The organism is Limimaricola litoreus (assembly GCF_024159025.1).
In the GTDB taxonomy this organism is placed as follows: Bacteria; Pseudomonadota; Alphaproteobacteria; order Rhodobacterales; family Rhodobacteraceae; genus Limimaricola; species Limimaricola litoreus.
Map to the genome: position 1 here is coordinate 1 of NZ_JAMYXC010000044.1, position 14,365 is coordinate 14,365.

General features: G+C 69.6%; 11 protein-coding genes and 1 tRNA gene. 10 read left to right on the plus strand and 2 right to left on the minus strand.

Annotated elements, in window-relative coordinates; translation table 11 throughout:
- The first annotated feature begins 197 nt into the window (after nt 1-197).
- Nucleotides 198-273: transfer RNA gene (locus NHG85_RS03425), tRNA-Thr, on the plus strand.
- Between the two features lie 67 nt (nt 274-340).
- On the opposite strand, the gene NHG85_RS03430 is transcribed toward NHG85_RS03425, so the two are convergent.
- Together NHG85_RS03430 and NHG85_RS03435 are read right to left on the minus strand one after the other, a co-directional pair.
- Nucleotides 341-892 carry an ActR/PrrA/RegA family redox response regulator transcription factor gene (locus NHG85_RS03430; protein ID WP_253329834.1) on the minus strand — a complete coding sequence of 184 codons (552 nt, stop codon included), beginning with the start codon at nt 890-892 and terminating at the stop codon, nt 341-343.
- A 52-nt stretch (nt 893-944) separates the two neighbouring features.
- The gene (locus NHG85_RS03435) at nt 945-1,571 is read right to left on the minus strand and encodes an SCO family protein (protein WP_253329836.1); all 627 of its coding nucleotides are present in this window, start codon (nt 1,569-1,571) and stop codon (nt 945-947) included.
- A gap of 91 nt (nt 1,572-1,662) precedes the next feature.
- Between NHG85_RS03435 and regB the strand changes: the two genes are divergently transcribed.
- The 9 genes from regB (at nt 1,663) to hslV (ending at nt 14,353) form a co-directional block, all read left to right on the plus strand.
- Complete coding sequence (gene regB, locus NHG85_RS03440) at nt 1,663-3,030, plus strand: sensor histidine kinase RegB (protein ID WP_253329838.1); 1,368 nt, start codon at nt 1,663-1,665, stop codon at nt 3,028-3,030.
- A gap of 94 nt (nt 3,031-3,124) precedes the next feature.
- Nucleotides 3,125-4,762, plus strand: a complete 1,638-nt coding sequence (locus tag NHG85_RS03445; protein ID WP_253329840.1) for a PAS-domain containing protein — start codon at nt 3,125-3,127, stop codon at nt 4,760-4,762.
- A 48-nt stretch (nt 4,763-4,810) separates the two neighbouring features.
- Complete coding sequence (gene tsaE / locus NHG85_RS03450) at nt 4,811-5,278, plus strand: tRNA (adenosine(37)-N6)-threonylcarbamoyltransferase complex ATPase subunit type 1 TsaE (RefSeq protein ID WP_253329842.1); 468 nt, start codon at nt 4,811-4,813, stop codon at nt 5,276-5,278.
- Nucleotides 5,271-6,218, plus strand: coding sequence for an aminoglycoside phosphotransferase family protein (locus tag NHG85_RS03455; RefSeq protein WP_253329844.1), 948 nt, complete (start codon nt 5,271-5,273; stop codon nt 6,216-6,218). Before tsaE ends, NHG85_RS03455 begins: the two co-directional genes overlap by 8 nt.
- Nucleotides 6,215-6,916, plus strand: a complete 702-nt coding sequence (locus tag NHG85_RS03460) for a nucleotidyltransferase family protein (RefSeq protein WP_253329846.1) — start codon at nt 6,215-6,217, stop codon at nt 6,914-6,916. Before NHG85_RS03455 ends, NHG85_RS03460 begins: the two co-directional genes overlap by 4 nt.
- Nucleotides 6,906-9,857 carry a double-strand break repair protein AddB gene (addB, locus tag NHG85_RS03465; RefSeq protein ID WP_253329847.1) on the plus strand — a complete coding sequence of 984 codons (2,952 nt, stop codon included), beginning with the start codon at nt 6,906-6,908 and terminating at the stop codon, nt 9,855-9,857. The genes NHG85_RS03460 and addB overlap by 11 nt, the downstream gene beginning before the upstream one ends.
- Nucleotides 9,854-13,225: a double-strand break repair helicase AddA gene (gene addA, locus NHG85_RS03470; RefSeq protein ID WP_253329849.1), complete on the plus strand. Its 3,372-nt coding sequence runs from the start codon at nt 9,854-9,856 to the stop codon at nt 13,223-13,225. The genes addB and addA overlap by 4 nt, the downstream gene beginning before the upstream one ends.
- A 58-nt stretch (nt 13,226-13,283) precedes the next feature.
- Nucleotides 13,284-13,604 carry a thioredoxin gene (trxA, locus tag NHG85_RS03475; protein WP_253329851.1) on the plus strand — a complete coding sequence of 107 codons (321 nt, stop codon included), beginning with the start codon at nt 13,284-13,286 and terminating at the stop codon, nt 13,602-13,604.
- Between the two features lie 194 nt (nt 13,605-13,798).
- Nucleotides 13,799-14,353, plus strand: coding sequence for an ATP-dependent protease subunit HslV (gene hslV / locus NHG85_RS03480; protein ID WP_253329853.1), 555 nt, complete (start codon nt 13,799-13,801; stop codon nt 14,351-14,353).
- Nucleotides 14,354-14,365: the final 12 nt, after the last annotated feature.

Sequence of the window (14,365 nt, forward strand, 5' to 3'; positions counted from 1 at the left end):
AGGGCGCGGCCACCGCCTCGCCGCTGCCCGCGGGCGAAAGCGCCGCCCCCGCCCCGCAGAGCGAGGCGGTGAGGGAGGCCGAGATCGTCGAGCCCGAGGGCACGATCCCGCCCGAGCGGACCGAGGCCGACGCCGTGGCGCAGGCGCGAAAATAGCCCTTTTCCCTCCGGCGTCCGGGTGCTAAGAGGCGCCCGGGCGCCGCTGTAGCTCAGCTGGTAGAGCACGTCATTCGTAATGATGGGGTCGGGGGTTCGAGTCCCTTCAGCGGCACCACCGCACAAGCGGACGAAAAAAAGGCGCGTCCCTCGGGGCGCGCCTTTTTCGTTTCAATCACACGCTTCTAGCGCGGGCTGCGCTTGGCGAGAATGCGTTGCAGCGTGCGACGGTGCATGCCCAGACGCCGCGCCGTCTCGCTCACGTTGCGGTCGCACAGCTCATAGACCCGCTGGATATGCTCCCAGCGCACGCGGTCGGCGCTCATCGGGTTCTCGGGCGGCGGCGGCAGCGCGTCGCCGCGCGCCAGGAGCGCATTGGTGACCTCGGTCGCATCGGCGGGCTTCGACAGGTAGTCGGTCGCGCCGATCTTGACCGCCGCGACGGCGGTGGCGATCGCGCCATAGCCGGTCAGCACCACGATCCGCGCCTCGGGGCGGCTTTCGCGCAGCGCCTCGACCACGTCGAGCCCGTTGCCGTCCTCGAGCCTGAGGTCGACCACGGCATAGGCGGGCGGGGTCTGCGTGGCGACGCGCCGCCCCTCCTCGACCGTGCCGGCGAGGGTGACCGCGAAGCCGCGCTTTTCCATCGCCTTGCCGAGGCGCTTGAGGAAGGCCTCGTCGTCGTCGACGAGCAGCAGGCTCGGATCGGGGCCGAGGTCGATCGCCTCTGCGTTCATGTCGGGCTCTCCTCTTGGGCGTGCGGGAAACCTAGCGTCGCCCGCCGCGGGGTCAATCCACCGCCTCGACGAGGCAGGCGATGCGGCGCGCGACCTCGTCGGGGCCGTCATCGCGCTTGAAGAACTCGACCGTGCCCTCCCCGGGCAGCACGAGGTAGGTCATCGTCTGGTGGTTCATCAGGTAGTAGTCGGGGTCGTCGTCGGCGCGAGCGTAATAGGTCGAATAGGCCTTGGCCGCCGCCTCGATCTGCGCGTCGCTGCCCGACAGACCGACCATCCGGGGGTGCATGTTGGCGGCGTAATCCCCCATCACCTCGGGCGTGTCGCGCGCGGGATCGACGGTGATGAACACCGGCTGCGCCGTGATGCCGTGATCCTCGGCGAGGATGTCGACGGCCGCCGCGTTGCGGGCATTGTCGACCGGGCAGACATCGGGGCAGGAGGTGTAGCCGAAGTAGACGAGGCTCGGCTCGGTGATGACATCGGCATCGGTGACCTCGCGCCCTGCGCCGTCGAGCAGGGTGAAAGGCCCGCCGAGCTGGTCGAAGCCGCCGGCGACATTGCCGGTGCGGCAGGCGGCGAGACGGTCCGACGGGGCGAGGATCGTGGTGGCGATCAGGGCGCCGCCGACGATGGCGGCGACGGTGGCGGCGGCGGCGATGGCGACTGGGCGCTGCATGCGAACTCCTGTGAGACGGGGCGCCGCATTGATGGCGGCCCGGGGCCCGCCTATCAATGGTCACCATTGACGCACAAGCCGGAGCCGCGCCTTGCCCCTTCCCGATACAGAGCTGGCGATGCTGCGCGACCTGGGCCGCCGCAACCGGGTCCGGCTCAAGACCCAGATCCTGCTGCGCTGGATCGCCCTGGCCGGGCAGACCGCGGCGGCGCTGGTGGCGGCGCTGGTCTACGGGCTGGTGTTTCCCATCGGGCCGGTGGCGATCACCATCGGCGCGGCGGGCATCCTCAACCTGCTGGCCGGTTTCCTGCTGCCCGCGACGCGGCGGCTGAGCGAGGGCGAATCGACCGCGATGCTGGTGTTCGACATCGCCCAGCTCTCGGTGCTCTTGTGGCTCACCGGCGGGCTCGACAACCCCTTTGCGCTGCTGATGCTGGCCCCGGTGACGATCTCGGCCACCATGCTGCGCCTACCCGGCGTGCTGCTGGTCAGCGGGCTGGCGCTGGTTTCGGTGACGGTGCTGTGGCTGTGGAGCCGGCCGGTGCTGTCGCCGCAGATGGTGGCGCTGACCCTGCCCGAGCTCTTGCGCCTTGGCTTCTGGCTGGCGCTGGCGATCGGCATCACCTTCATCGCGCTCTACGTGCGGCGGGTGACGCTCGAGATGCAGGCGATGGGCGACGCGCTGGCCGCGACGCAGCTGGCGCTGGCACGCGAGCAGAAGCTGACCGATCTGGGCGGTGTCGTCGCCGCCGCCGCGCATGAGATGGGCACGCCGCTGGCGACCATCACCCTGACCGCCTCGGAGCTGGTCGACGATCTCTCGGACAGCCCCGAACTGGCCGAGGATGCGGCGCTGATCCGGGCCCAGGCGATGCGCTGCCGCGACATCCTGCGCTCCATGGGGCGGGCGGGCAAGGAGGACACCCATCTGCGCCAGGCCCCGATCGAGGCGGTGGTGCGCGAGGCGGCCGAGCCGCATCTGGCGCGCGGGCGCGAGGTCGTCTTCGCGGTGGGCGCCGAGACGGAGGGGGCGCTGGAGACGCAGCCCTCGATCCACCGCCGCCCCGAGATCGTGCACGGGCTGCGCAACCTGATCCAGAACGCGGTCGATTTCGCGCAAGCTCGGGTCGAGATCGACCTGTCCTGGACCGATGACAGCGTGATGGTAACGATCGAGGACGACGGGCCGGGCTTTCCGCCCGGGCTGATCGACCGGATCGGCGATCCCTTCATGCGCTCGCGCCGCAGGCCCGGCTACGAAGGCATGGGGCTGGGGCTGTTCATCGCCAAGACGCTGCTGGAGCGCTCGGGCGCGCGGCTGAGCTTCGCCAATGGCGGCGAGCGGCTGCGCGCCAGCGGCGCCGCCGCCGGTGGGGCCATCGTCATGGTGGCCTGGCCGCGCCAGACGCTCGAGGCCTCCACCACCGTCCAGCCCGCCAATCCGCAGTTCCTGCCCTGAGGCGAGGCGCCCCTGGTTAACCCGTGGCTTGGTTAACCTATGGTTAAGACTTCCTGACCAGTCTGGAACGCACCCGCCACAGTTGCGTGCCTTCATGTTTCTTACACCTCCCGCCTCCTTGCTGATCGTGATCTTCGTGTCGACCCTTTCGGCGGCCGCGATCGTGTCCTTCGTGACCTGGTGGCGCGATCCGAACCGGCGCGACAGGGGGACGGGCGAGGCCGGGCAGAGCGTCTTTCTCTTCGACGGCGATTGCCTGATCGACGCCAGCCCCCCGGCCCGGCGGTTGCTCGACCGGCTCGATGGCATCGGCACGGAGCGGGCCCGGCTCTGCGCCCTGCTCGAACACCGGTTTCCGGGGCTGAGCGCGCGGCTCGACGCGGTCGAGGGCGATGGCAATTTTCGCAGCGACGCGCGCGGCGGGCTTGGGCGGATCGAGGTCGAGCATTGGAACGGGCTGCTGCGCCTGACGCTCGATTCCAACCAGGAGGCCGCCGCCGTCATCGACGCCATCGCCTTCGCCGCGCTGCAGGACGAGCTCGAGACCCTGCGCTGCATCGGCGAAGAGGCGCCGCAGCTGATCTGGAAGCTCGACGAAAGCGGCCGGCTGAGCTGGGCCAACAGGGCCTACATGGCGCTCGTCGAACGCGTGACCGATCCCCCCGGTGGCCTGTCCGACGACTCGGGTGGCCCGCTCCGGGGTTCAGCCGACTGGTCGCCCGAGGATCTGTTCCCGGACCCGGATTTCACCCCGTCCGGTCCGGATGCGGAAAGCTGCCGGGTCAACCTCGTCCTGCCCGGCGAAACCCGCCGCCGCTGGTACGAGATCACCCGCTTGCGACGCGGCGCCGAGCGGGTTCATTTCGCGCTCGATATCACCGAGATCGTCGAGGCCGAACAGGCCCGGCGCAAATTCGTGCAGACCCTGACCAAGACCTTCGCGCAGCTCGCCATCGGCCTCGCCATCTTCGATCGCGACCGCAAGCTCGTCATGTTCAACCCGGCCTTCCACGATCTGACCGGCCTGCCCATCGCCTTTCTGAGCTCGCGCCCGCAGGTGCAGACCGTGCTCGATCGGCTGCGCGACGGCAACATGCTGCCCGAACCCAAGGATTACGCCAGCTGGCGCGAGCAGGTCGCGGCGCTGGAGGCGGAGGCCGCGCGCGGCACCTATTGCGAGACCTGGTCGCTGCCCAGCGGGCAGACCTATCGCGTCACCGGGCGGCCGCATCCCGACGGGGCGGTGGCCTTCCTGTTCGAGGACATCACCGCCGAAATCTCGCTCACCCGGCATTTCCGGGCCCAGATCGACACCGGCCGCGCCGTGCTCGACACTCTGCCCGAGGCGATCGCGGTGTTTTCGGCGGGCGGCACGCGGTTGTTGCACAACAGCGCCTATGACGCGCTCTGGGGCGAGACCGGCTCCGAGCTTTCCGAGACGGGGCTGGTCGACGAGATCCGGCGCTGGCAGGGGATGCTGGCCCCCTCCCCGGTGCTGGGTGAGCTGCGCGATTTCGTGGCCGCCTTCGGGGAGCGGGCCGAATGGAGCGACCAGCTGCGGCTGATCGACGGGCGCGGTCTGACCTGCCGTTTCACCCCGCTGCCCGGCGGCGCGACGCTGACCAGCTTTTCGCCCGAAACGCCCGACCGGCCCCGCATCGCCCTGCGCAGCACCACGGCCGAGGAAGCCGGGCGCGAGAGCGAAGGGATGATCCGCCTGCAGCGCGGCTGACGGGGCGTTTCGGCTTGCAGCAGGCCGCCCAGCGCCTAGTTTGCAGCCATGAGCCTGATCGCCGGTCCCATAGCGCTTCGCGACGAATCGCACAGCCTCGCGCTGGCGCGCGCCCTAGCGCCGCATCTGCGCGCCGGGGACACGCTGCTGCTGTCGGGGCAGATCGGGGCGGGCAAGAGCTTTTTCGCCCGCGCGCTGATCCGCGCCCGCACCGGCAACCCCGACGAGGAGGTCCCCTCGCCCACCTTCACGCTGGTGCAGAGCTACGAGGCCCCCGGCGCGGAGATCTGGCATTGCGACCTCTACCGTCTGAGCGATCCCTTTGAGCTTGTCGAGCTGGGGCTCGATGAGGCGCTGGGCCGGGCGATCTGCCTGATCGAATGGCCCGACCGGATGGGCGACATGGCCCCGCCCGAGGCGCTTTCGCTCGCCTTCGAAGCCCGCCCCGACGGGCATATGCTCACCATGACTGGCAACGCGGATTGGCGCGCGCGGCTGGAGCCGGTACTTGGCTGAGATCGTGGATTTCCTTGCCCGGCACGGCTTGTCGGGCCATGCCCGGACGCCACTGGCGGGCGATGCCTCGTCCCGGCGCTACGAGCGTCTGAGCGGCCCCTCGGGCGAAAGCCTGATCCTGATGATCTGCCCGCGCGACACATTGCCCGCGCTCGATGCCTTTGTCGCCGTGGCGCGTCACCTTTGCGGTCTTGGCCTCTGCGCCCCGGCGATCCACGCGCTCGACCGCGACTCTGGGCTTGCGGTGATCGAGGATCTCGGGCCCGTGCAGGTCGCGCAATGGGCCGAGAGACATCCGCGCGACACAGCCCCCTACGAGACCGCGATCGACGTGCTGGCCCGGCTGCAGGCCGCACCGCCGCCATCGGGCCTCAAGGCGCTGACGCCAGCGGTTGGCACCGAGATGATCGACCCCTTGGGCGAATGGTACGCGCCCGGTCTCGATCTCGCGGCGCTGCAATCGGGCCTGCGCGACGCGCTGGAGCGACACGCGCCCGAGGCTTCGGTGCTGGCGCTGCGCGACTACCACGCCGAGAACCTGATCTGGCGGCCCGAGCGCGCGAGCACCGACCGGATCGGCCTGCTCGATTTTCAGGACGCGCTGCGCGCGCCGCCCGAATACGATCTCGTCTCGCTCCTGCGCGACGCCCGCCGTGATGTCTCCGAAAGCCTGCGCGAGGAGATGATCGCGCGCTTTGCCGCCGCCACGGGGCGCGAGGCGCACGCCGTCGCCGCCGCCTGCGCGGTGCTGGGGCTGCAACGCAACCTGCGCATCCTGGGCATCTTTGCCCGGCTCGCCCGGCGCGACGGCAAGACCCGTTATCTTGCGCTGATGCCCCGCGTCTGGGGCCAGATCCAGGCCGATCTGCGCCACCCCGCCCTGTCGGATCTCGCCGTCCACGCCGCCGCCATTCCCGCCCCCGAGGAGACCGCCGCATGACCCCGAACGGGACGCCCAGCGCCGTCATGATCTTTGCCGCCGGCCTTGGCCGCCGCATGGGGCCGCTCACCGCCCAGCGCCCCAAGCCGATGGTCGAGGTGGGCGGACGGCCCCTGATCGACCACGCGCTCGACCTCACCGCGCCGCTGATGCCGCTGCGGCGGGTCGTCAACCTGCACCACAAGGGCGAGGTGCTGCGCGATCATCTCGCGGGCCGCGACGTGATCCTGTCGGACGAAACGGACAAGCTCTTGGAAACCGGCGGCGGGCTGAGAAAGGCGCGGCCCCTGCTCGGCCCCGGCCCGGTCTACACGCTCAATTCCGACGCCATCTGGTCCGGCCCCAACCCGCTCCTGGCGCTGCGGCACGCCTGGGACCCGGCGCGCATGGAGGCGCTTCTCCTGCTGCTGCCGCGCGAGAACGCGATGGGCCACACCGGGCAGGGTGATTTCATCGTGGCTCCCGACGGGCAGCTCACGCGCGGGCCGGGTCATGTCTATTCCGGCGCGCAGATCATCCTGCCCGACGGGCTCGACGCGATCCCCGAGGAGGCGTTTTCGCTGAACCTGCTGTGGAACGAGATCGCGGCGCGGGACAGGCTCTACGGCGTGGTGCATGACGGGCGCTGGTGCGACGTCGGCCGCCCAGATTGCATCCCGATCGCCGAATCGATGCTGCAGGGCGATCATGTCCTCTGAAACCTTTCCCGACGCCGGTCCCGCCCATCTCTATGCCCTGCCCTGCGGCGTCGATTTCGCCGAAGGGCTGGTGGCGGGGCTGCGCGCGCGCTTCGGCGACCAGGGCCCCGAGGCGATGGCCCGCGTCACCGTCTATCTCGGCACCAACCGGATGCGCCGCCGGGTGCGCGACATCTTCGATCAGGGCCCGGCGACGCTGCTGCCGCGGCTGCGGCTCATCACCGACCTCGCGCTCGACCCCATGGGGCCAGAGCTGCCGCTCCCGGTCGCGCCGCTGCGGCGCAGGCTGGAGCTGACGCAGCTCGTCGCGCGGCTGATCGAGGCGCAGCCCGACCTGGCACCCCGCGCGGCGCTTTACGACCTGTCCGACAGCCTTGCCGGGCTGATGGATGAGATGCAGGGCGAGGGCGTGAGCCCCGACGATATCGCGGGTCTCGACGTGACCGACCTGTCGGGCCACTGGGCGCGGTCCTTGCAGTTTCTCAACATCGTCAACATCTGGTTCGGCCCCGACGCCGCCCCCGACCGAGAGGCGCGCCAGCGCATGGCGGTGGAGCGGCTGATCGCGACATGGGCCGAGACACCGCCCGAAGACCCTGTGATCGTCGCGGGCTCCACCGGCTCGCGCGGGGCGACGGCGCTGTTCCTCGACGCGGTGGCGCGGCAGGACAAGGGCGCCGTGGTGTTGCCCGGCGTCGACATGGACCAGCCGCAGGACGTCTGGGAGCGGCTCGACGAGGCGCTCGCCGCCGAGGACCACCCGCAGTTCCGCTTTCGCCGCATCCTGCGGATGCTCGAGATGGAGGCCGCCGAGCTGCGGCTGTGGCACGGCACGCCCGCGCCGTCGCCCGCGCGCAACCGGCTGGTCTCGCTGTCGCTGCGCCCCGCGCCGGTCACCGACCAGTGGCGCGACGAGGGGCCGGGGCTTGGCGATCTCGGCCCCGCGACCGAGGGGCTGACGCTGCTTGAGGCCCCCTCGCCCCGGATGGAGGCCGAGACCATCGCGCTGCGGATGCGCGCGGCCGTGGACGAGGGCAAGACCGTGGCGCTCGTCACGCCCGACCGGATGCTGACGCGGCAGGTCTCGGCGGCGCTCGACCGCTGGGATCTCGTGGCCGACGACAGCGCCGGCGTGCCGCTGCCGCTCACCCCGCCGGGGCGGTTTCTGCGCCTCGTGGCCGAAGCCATGGGCGAGCGGCCCGGCCCCTCGGCGATCCTGTCGCTGCTCAAGCACCCCTTGTGCCATTCGGGGCATGACCGGGGTCCGCACGTTAGACGTGCCAACGAGTTAGAACTTGAATTACGCAAAAAGGGTATTGCTTTCCCTAAGGCTGCCCAACTTCGAGAATGGGCAATCGAGACAGCAGGCTCAAAGCCGGGACGGATAAATTGGGCAGACTGGCTTTGCCATGCGCTGGACATGATCCCGAATGACGCCATACGACCTTTGTCTGAGCACTTGAAATGCCACATCGAATTAGCTGAATACCTAGCAGCTGGACCCGAAGCAGAAGGTAGTGGCCAGCTATGGGATAAGGATGCAGGCCGAAAAGCGCGTAAAACTTGTGAAACGCTAGCTGAACACGCTGAAGCATCTGGTGAAATGGGCATTCGCGACTATCGCGCGCTCTTTATCGGTGTCTTTAGAAATGAAGAAGTCCGCAACCCCGACACCGGTCACCCCCAAGTGCTCATCCGCGGCACGTTGGAGGCGCGGGTGCAGGGCGCGGATCTGACCATCCTCGCCAGCATGAACGAGGGCTCATGGCCCGAGGCCCCGCCCGCCGACCCGTGGCTCAACCGCAAGATGCGCGCGCAGGCGGGTCTGTTGCTGCCCGAGCGGCGCATCGGCCTTTCGGCGCATGACTACCAGCAGGCGGTGGCCGTGCGCGAGGTCTGGATCACCCGCTCGACCCGCTCGTCGGACTCTGAGACCGTGCCCTCGCGCTGGATCAACCGGCTGACCAACCTGCTCGAAGGCCTGCCCGAACAGGGCGGGCGCGCGGCCCTGGCCGAGATGCGCGCGCGCGGCGCCGATTGGTTAGCGCGGGCCACGGCGCTCTCGGTGGCGCAGGCCCGCGTGCCGCCAGCGCCGCGCCCAAGCCCGCGCCCGCCCCTCTCCGCGCGCCCCGACAAGCTCTCGGTCACCGCGATCCGAACGTTGATCCGCGACCCCTATGCCATCTATGCGCGCAATGTCCTGCGCTTGCGCAGCCTCGATCCGCTGACGTCGAGCCCCGATGCCGCGCTGCGTGGCACGGTGCTGCACGAGGTGTTCGAGAAATTCCTGAAGGAGGGCATTGCGCCTGCCGATCCGCGTGCCAAGGCGCGGCTGATGGCGGTGACCGAAGAGGTGCTGGAGGCGCAATGCCCATGGCCCACCGTGCGCAGGCTCTGGATTGCGCGGATTGTCCGGATCAGTGACTGGTTCCTGACCACCGAAGCCGCGCGGCAAAAGCTCGCTACGCCGCGCCATTTCGAGATCGACGGTTCGGCGAGGATGGAGGATCTGAACTTCACCCTGACCGCGCAGGCCGACCGGATCGACGAAGGCCCGGAAGGCTTGCACATCTACGACTACAAGACCGGCGCGCCGCCGACCAAGAGCCAGCAGAAGACTTTCGAGAAGCAGCTCCTGCTCGAAGCGGCGATGGCCGAGCGCGGCGGCTTCGACAAGGCGGGCGCGGGCCGGGTGGCGGGCGCGTCCTATATCGGGCTCGCGGGCAAGGGCACCACCGTCGACGCGCCGCTGGACGAAATCCCCCCCGCGCAGGTCTGGGCACAGCTGCGCGAGTTGATCGCGCGCTGGCAGGAGCCGGAGCGCGGCTATTCGGCGCGCATGGCGATGATGAGCGACAAGGACCGCAGCGATTACGACCACCTGTCGCGCTTTGGCGAATGGGACTTTTCGCAAGAAGCCCGAGGGGAGGATGTCGGATGATCCGCGACGACGCGACAGAGCGGCAGGTCCGCGCCGCCGACCCGGCCAACTCCACCTGGCTTTCGGCCAATGCGGGCTCGGGCAAGACCCGCGTGCTCACCGACCGAGTGGCGCGGCTGCTGCTCGACGGGACCGATCCGCAGAACATCCTGTGTCTGACCTACACCAAGGCCGCGGCCTCGGAGATGCAGAACCGGCTGTTCCGCCGCCTGGGCGAATGGGCGATGATGGAGGACGCGGCGCTGCGCGAGGCGCTGGAGCGGCTCGGCACGCCGCAGGCGATCACCCTGCGCTCGGCCCGCACGCTCTTTGCCCGCGCGATCGAAACGCCCGGGGGCTTGCGCATCCAGACGATCCATTCCTTCTGCGCGGGACTCCTGCGTCGCTTTCCGCTTGAGGCCGGGGTCAGCCCGCAATTCACCGAGATGGAGGACCGCACCGCGCAGCTTTTGCGCGCCGAGGTGGTCGATGCCATGGCCTCGGGGCCGGAGCGCCGTCTCGTCGATGCGCTGGCGCTGCAGGCCTCGGAGGGGGATTTCGACAAGCTGCTGATGGAGATCACGGCGCGGCGGGAGGCCTTTCTCACCGCGGCCGACGACGCCGCGCTGGCGCGATATTTCGACCTGCCCGCCGGGCTGACGCTGGAGCGGTTCTACGATGTCTGCCTCGAGCCGGATGATTTCGACACGCTGGAGGCGCTGCGCCTGCTGCTGCGCAAGGGCACGGTGACCGATCAGAAGGCGGCGGCCAAGCTCGACACCGTCGATCTCAAGGCCGCCCCCGATGCCGCCCTGCTCGATCTGCTCGAAAGCCTTTTTCTGTTCGGGGCCTCTGCCGCCGCCCCCTTCGGCGCCAAGATCGGCAAGTTTCCGACCAAGAAGCTGCGCGAGAGCGACCCGGCGCTGATCGAGCGGCTCGACGATCTGATGGAGCGGATCGAGGAGGGGCGCGCCACGCGGCTGGCGCTGAACGCGCTGGACAAGACCCGCAATCTCGATGCCTTTGCCCGGGCCTTCGTCCCCGCCTATGAGCGGCAAAAGCTCCTGCGCGGCATGCTCGATTTCGACGATCTGATCGGCAAGGCACGCAAACTTCTGACCGACCCGGCGGTGGCACAATGGGTGCTGTTCCGGCTCGACGGCGGGATCGACCATATCCTCGTCGATGAGGCGCAGGACACCTCGCCTTCGCAATGGGCGGTGATCGAGCGGCTGGCGCAGGAGTTCGCGGCCGGAGAAGGCGCGCAGCCCGAGCGCCGCCGCACCATCTTCGTCGTGGGCGACAAGAAGCAGTCGATCTATTCCTTCCAAGGCGCTGATCCCGAGGGTTTTGACCGGATGCAGGAGCATTTCCGCGAAAGGCTGGAAGCGGCGGGACAGGGTCTGAACCGGCTCGATCTGGAGCATTCCTTCCGTTCCTCCGAGGCGATCCTGCGCGCGGTGGACGCGACCTTCGTCGGCCCGCACCGCGAGGGGCTGGGCGGCGAGGTGCCGCACCGGGCGTTCAAGTCGGAGATGCCGGGTCGGGTCGATCTCTGGCCGCCGGTCGAAAAGCCCGAGGCCGAGGCAGAGGAGCCCGACTGGACCGACCCAGTGGACCGCCCCGGAGAGACCGACCCCGCCGTGGTGCTGGCGCGCCGCATCGCCGAAGAGGTGGTGCGGATGAAGGCCCATGAGACCATTCCCGTCGAGCGCGGCCATTCGGGCGTCTATGACCGTCGCCCCGTCAGCGAGGGCGATGTGCTGATCCTCGTGCAGCGGCGATCGGCGCTGTTTTCCGAGATCATCCGCGCCTGCAAGGCGGCGGGGCTCAACGTCGCGGGCGCAGACCGGCTGCGCATCGGCGGGGAGCTCGCGGTCAAGGACATCGCCGCCGTCCTGCGCTTTCTCGCCCTGCCCGAGGACGACCTGTCGCTCGCCTGCGCGCTGCGCTCGCCGCTCCTTGGCTGGAGCGAGGCCGATCTCTACAGCCTCGCCCAGGGCCGCCCCGGCCATCTGTGGCCCCGGCTGCGCGACGCGCGTGAGCGGTTTCCCAAGACTCTGGCGCTGCTCGACGACATGCGCCGGCAGTCCGACTACCTGCGCCCCTACGATCTCATCAACCGTCTGCTCCTGCGCCACGACGGCCGCCGCAAGCTGCTGGCCCGGCTTGGGCCCGAGGCGGAGGACGGGATCGACGCGCTGTTGTCCCAAGCGCTCTCCTACGAGCAGACGCAGGTGCCGGGCCTCACCGGCTTTCTCGAATGGCTGGAGACCGACGATCTGGAGATCAAGCGGCAAGCGGAATCTGCAGGCGATCGTCTGCGCGTGATGTCGGTGCATGGCGCCAAGGGGCTCGAGGCACCGATCGTGATCCTGCCCGACGCCGCCAAGCGCCGCGTGGACCTGCGCGACAAGCTCTATGACGCGGGTGAGGCGCAGCTCTGGGCCGGGGCTGCGGCCGAGATGCCCGAGCCGATGCGCGAGCTGCGCGAGGAGCTGATCGACGCGCAGGAGCGCGAGCGTCGTCGCCTGCTCTACGTGGCGATGACGCGGGCCGAAAGCTGGCTGATCCTCTGCGCGCCGGGCGATGTGGGCGAGGCGGGCGACAGCTGGCACGCCACCGTGGCCGAAGGGCTGGAACGGATCGGGGCCGCGCCTGCGCCGATGCCCGGCGGCGAGGGGCTGCGCTATGCGCATCTCGACTGGTCCTGCGGCGAGATGCTGCCGCCCCGCACCCCCGCCGCCGCCCTGCCCGCGCCGCCCGCCTACCCGTCCATCGCCTTGCCGGAGGCCGTGGCCGCGACGCTTTCGCCCTCGGATCTCGGCGGGGCCAAGGTGATGCCGGATGATGCGGGCGAGACCGATGGCGAGACGGCACGCGCGCGTGGCACGCTGATGCATCTTCTGCTCGAACACCTACCCGCTTTGCCCGAGGCGAGCCGCGCCGCACAGGGCCGCCGCCTTCTGGCCAATGCCGAGGAGGCCGAGGGGCTCGACGAGACCGAAAGCCTGCTCACCGATGCGCTGGGCCTCGTGTCCGCCCCCGGTCTGGAGGCGGTCTTTGCCCCCGGCACGCTGGCCGAGGCCGGGATCACTGCCGCCCTGCCCGAGCTGGGCGGGCTGCGGCTGCACGGCGCGATCGACCGGCTGGTGATCGAAGCCGATCGCGTGATCGCCATCGACTTCAAGACCAACCGCGTGGCGCCCGAGCGGCCCGAGGACACGCCCGAGGGCATCCTGCGGCAGATGGGGGCCTATGCCGCGATGCTGGAGCAGCTCTGGCCCGGCCGCAGGGTCGAGGTGGCGGTGCTGTGGACGGCGCGCGCGGCGCTGATGCCCCTGCCGCGCGATCTGGTCATGGCGGCCTTGCGCCGGGCCGCCCATTGACGCGCTAGGCCTGCGTCCTTACGTCTCTGATCCAACCCGAGACCCAAGGAGAGCCCCGATGGCCACCGTTGCAGTCAATGACGCGAATTTCGACGCCGAAGTGCGTCAGTCCGATGTCCCCGTCGTGGTGGATTTCTGGGCCGAGTGGTGCGGCCCCTGCAAGATGATCGGCCCCGCTCTTGAGGAGCTGTCCGAGGAGTATGGCGACAAGCTCAAGATCGTGAAGGTCAATGTCGACGAGAACCCGAATTCGCCCGCGCAGCTCGGCGTGCGCGGCATTCCGGCGCTGTTCCTGTTCAAGGATGGCGAAATCGTCTCGAACCGCGCTGGCGCAGCCCCCAAGGCCGCGCTCAAGGGCTGGATCGACGAATCGGTCTGATCCTTGGCCAAGCGATGACGATCAAGGCGCCTTCGGGCGCCTTTTTCGTGTCTGAACACGTCTCTGATCCGGGGCAAACTTGCCCTTCCCGGCCCCGGCCCCCATATCGGCCCGGACGGCGAAGGGGCCCTCCCCTTCATCTTTCGACAAATACGCATGGCGCGCGGGCCCACCCGCGCCCGACAGGAGGCAAGATGAGCGACGAGTTTCCCGGCTGGCACGGCACGACCATCATCGGCGTGCGCAAGGGCGGCAAGGTGGTGATCGCGGGCGACGGGCAGGTGAGCCTCGGCCAGACCGTGATCAAGGGCACCGCGCGCAAGGTGCGCAGGCTGTCGCCCGGCGGCTACGACGTCATCGCCGGTTTCGCGGGCTCCACGGCGGACGCCTTCACCCTGCTGGAGCGGCTGGAGAAGAAGCTCGAAGCCACGCCCGGTCAGCTCGCGCGCGCCAGCGTCGAGCTGGCCAAGGACTGGCGCACCGACAAGTATCTGCAGAAGCTCGAAGCGATGCTGATCGTCTCGGATGGCAAGGATCTTCTGGTCATCACCGGGGCGGGCGACGTGCTCGAGCCCGAGCATGACGTCACCGCCATCGGCTCGGGCGGCAATTTCGCGCTCGCCGCGGGGCGCGCCATGATGGAAACCGACCTCGATGCCGAGGAGGTGGCGCGCCGCGCCATGGCGATCGCCGCCGACATCTGCGTCTACACCAATGGCAAGCTGACCGTGGAGACGCTCGAGGCCTGAGCCTCGCGTCTG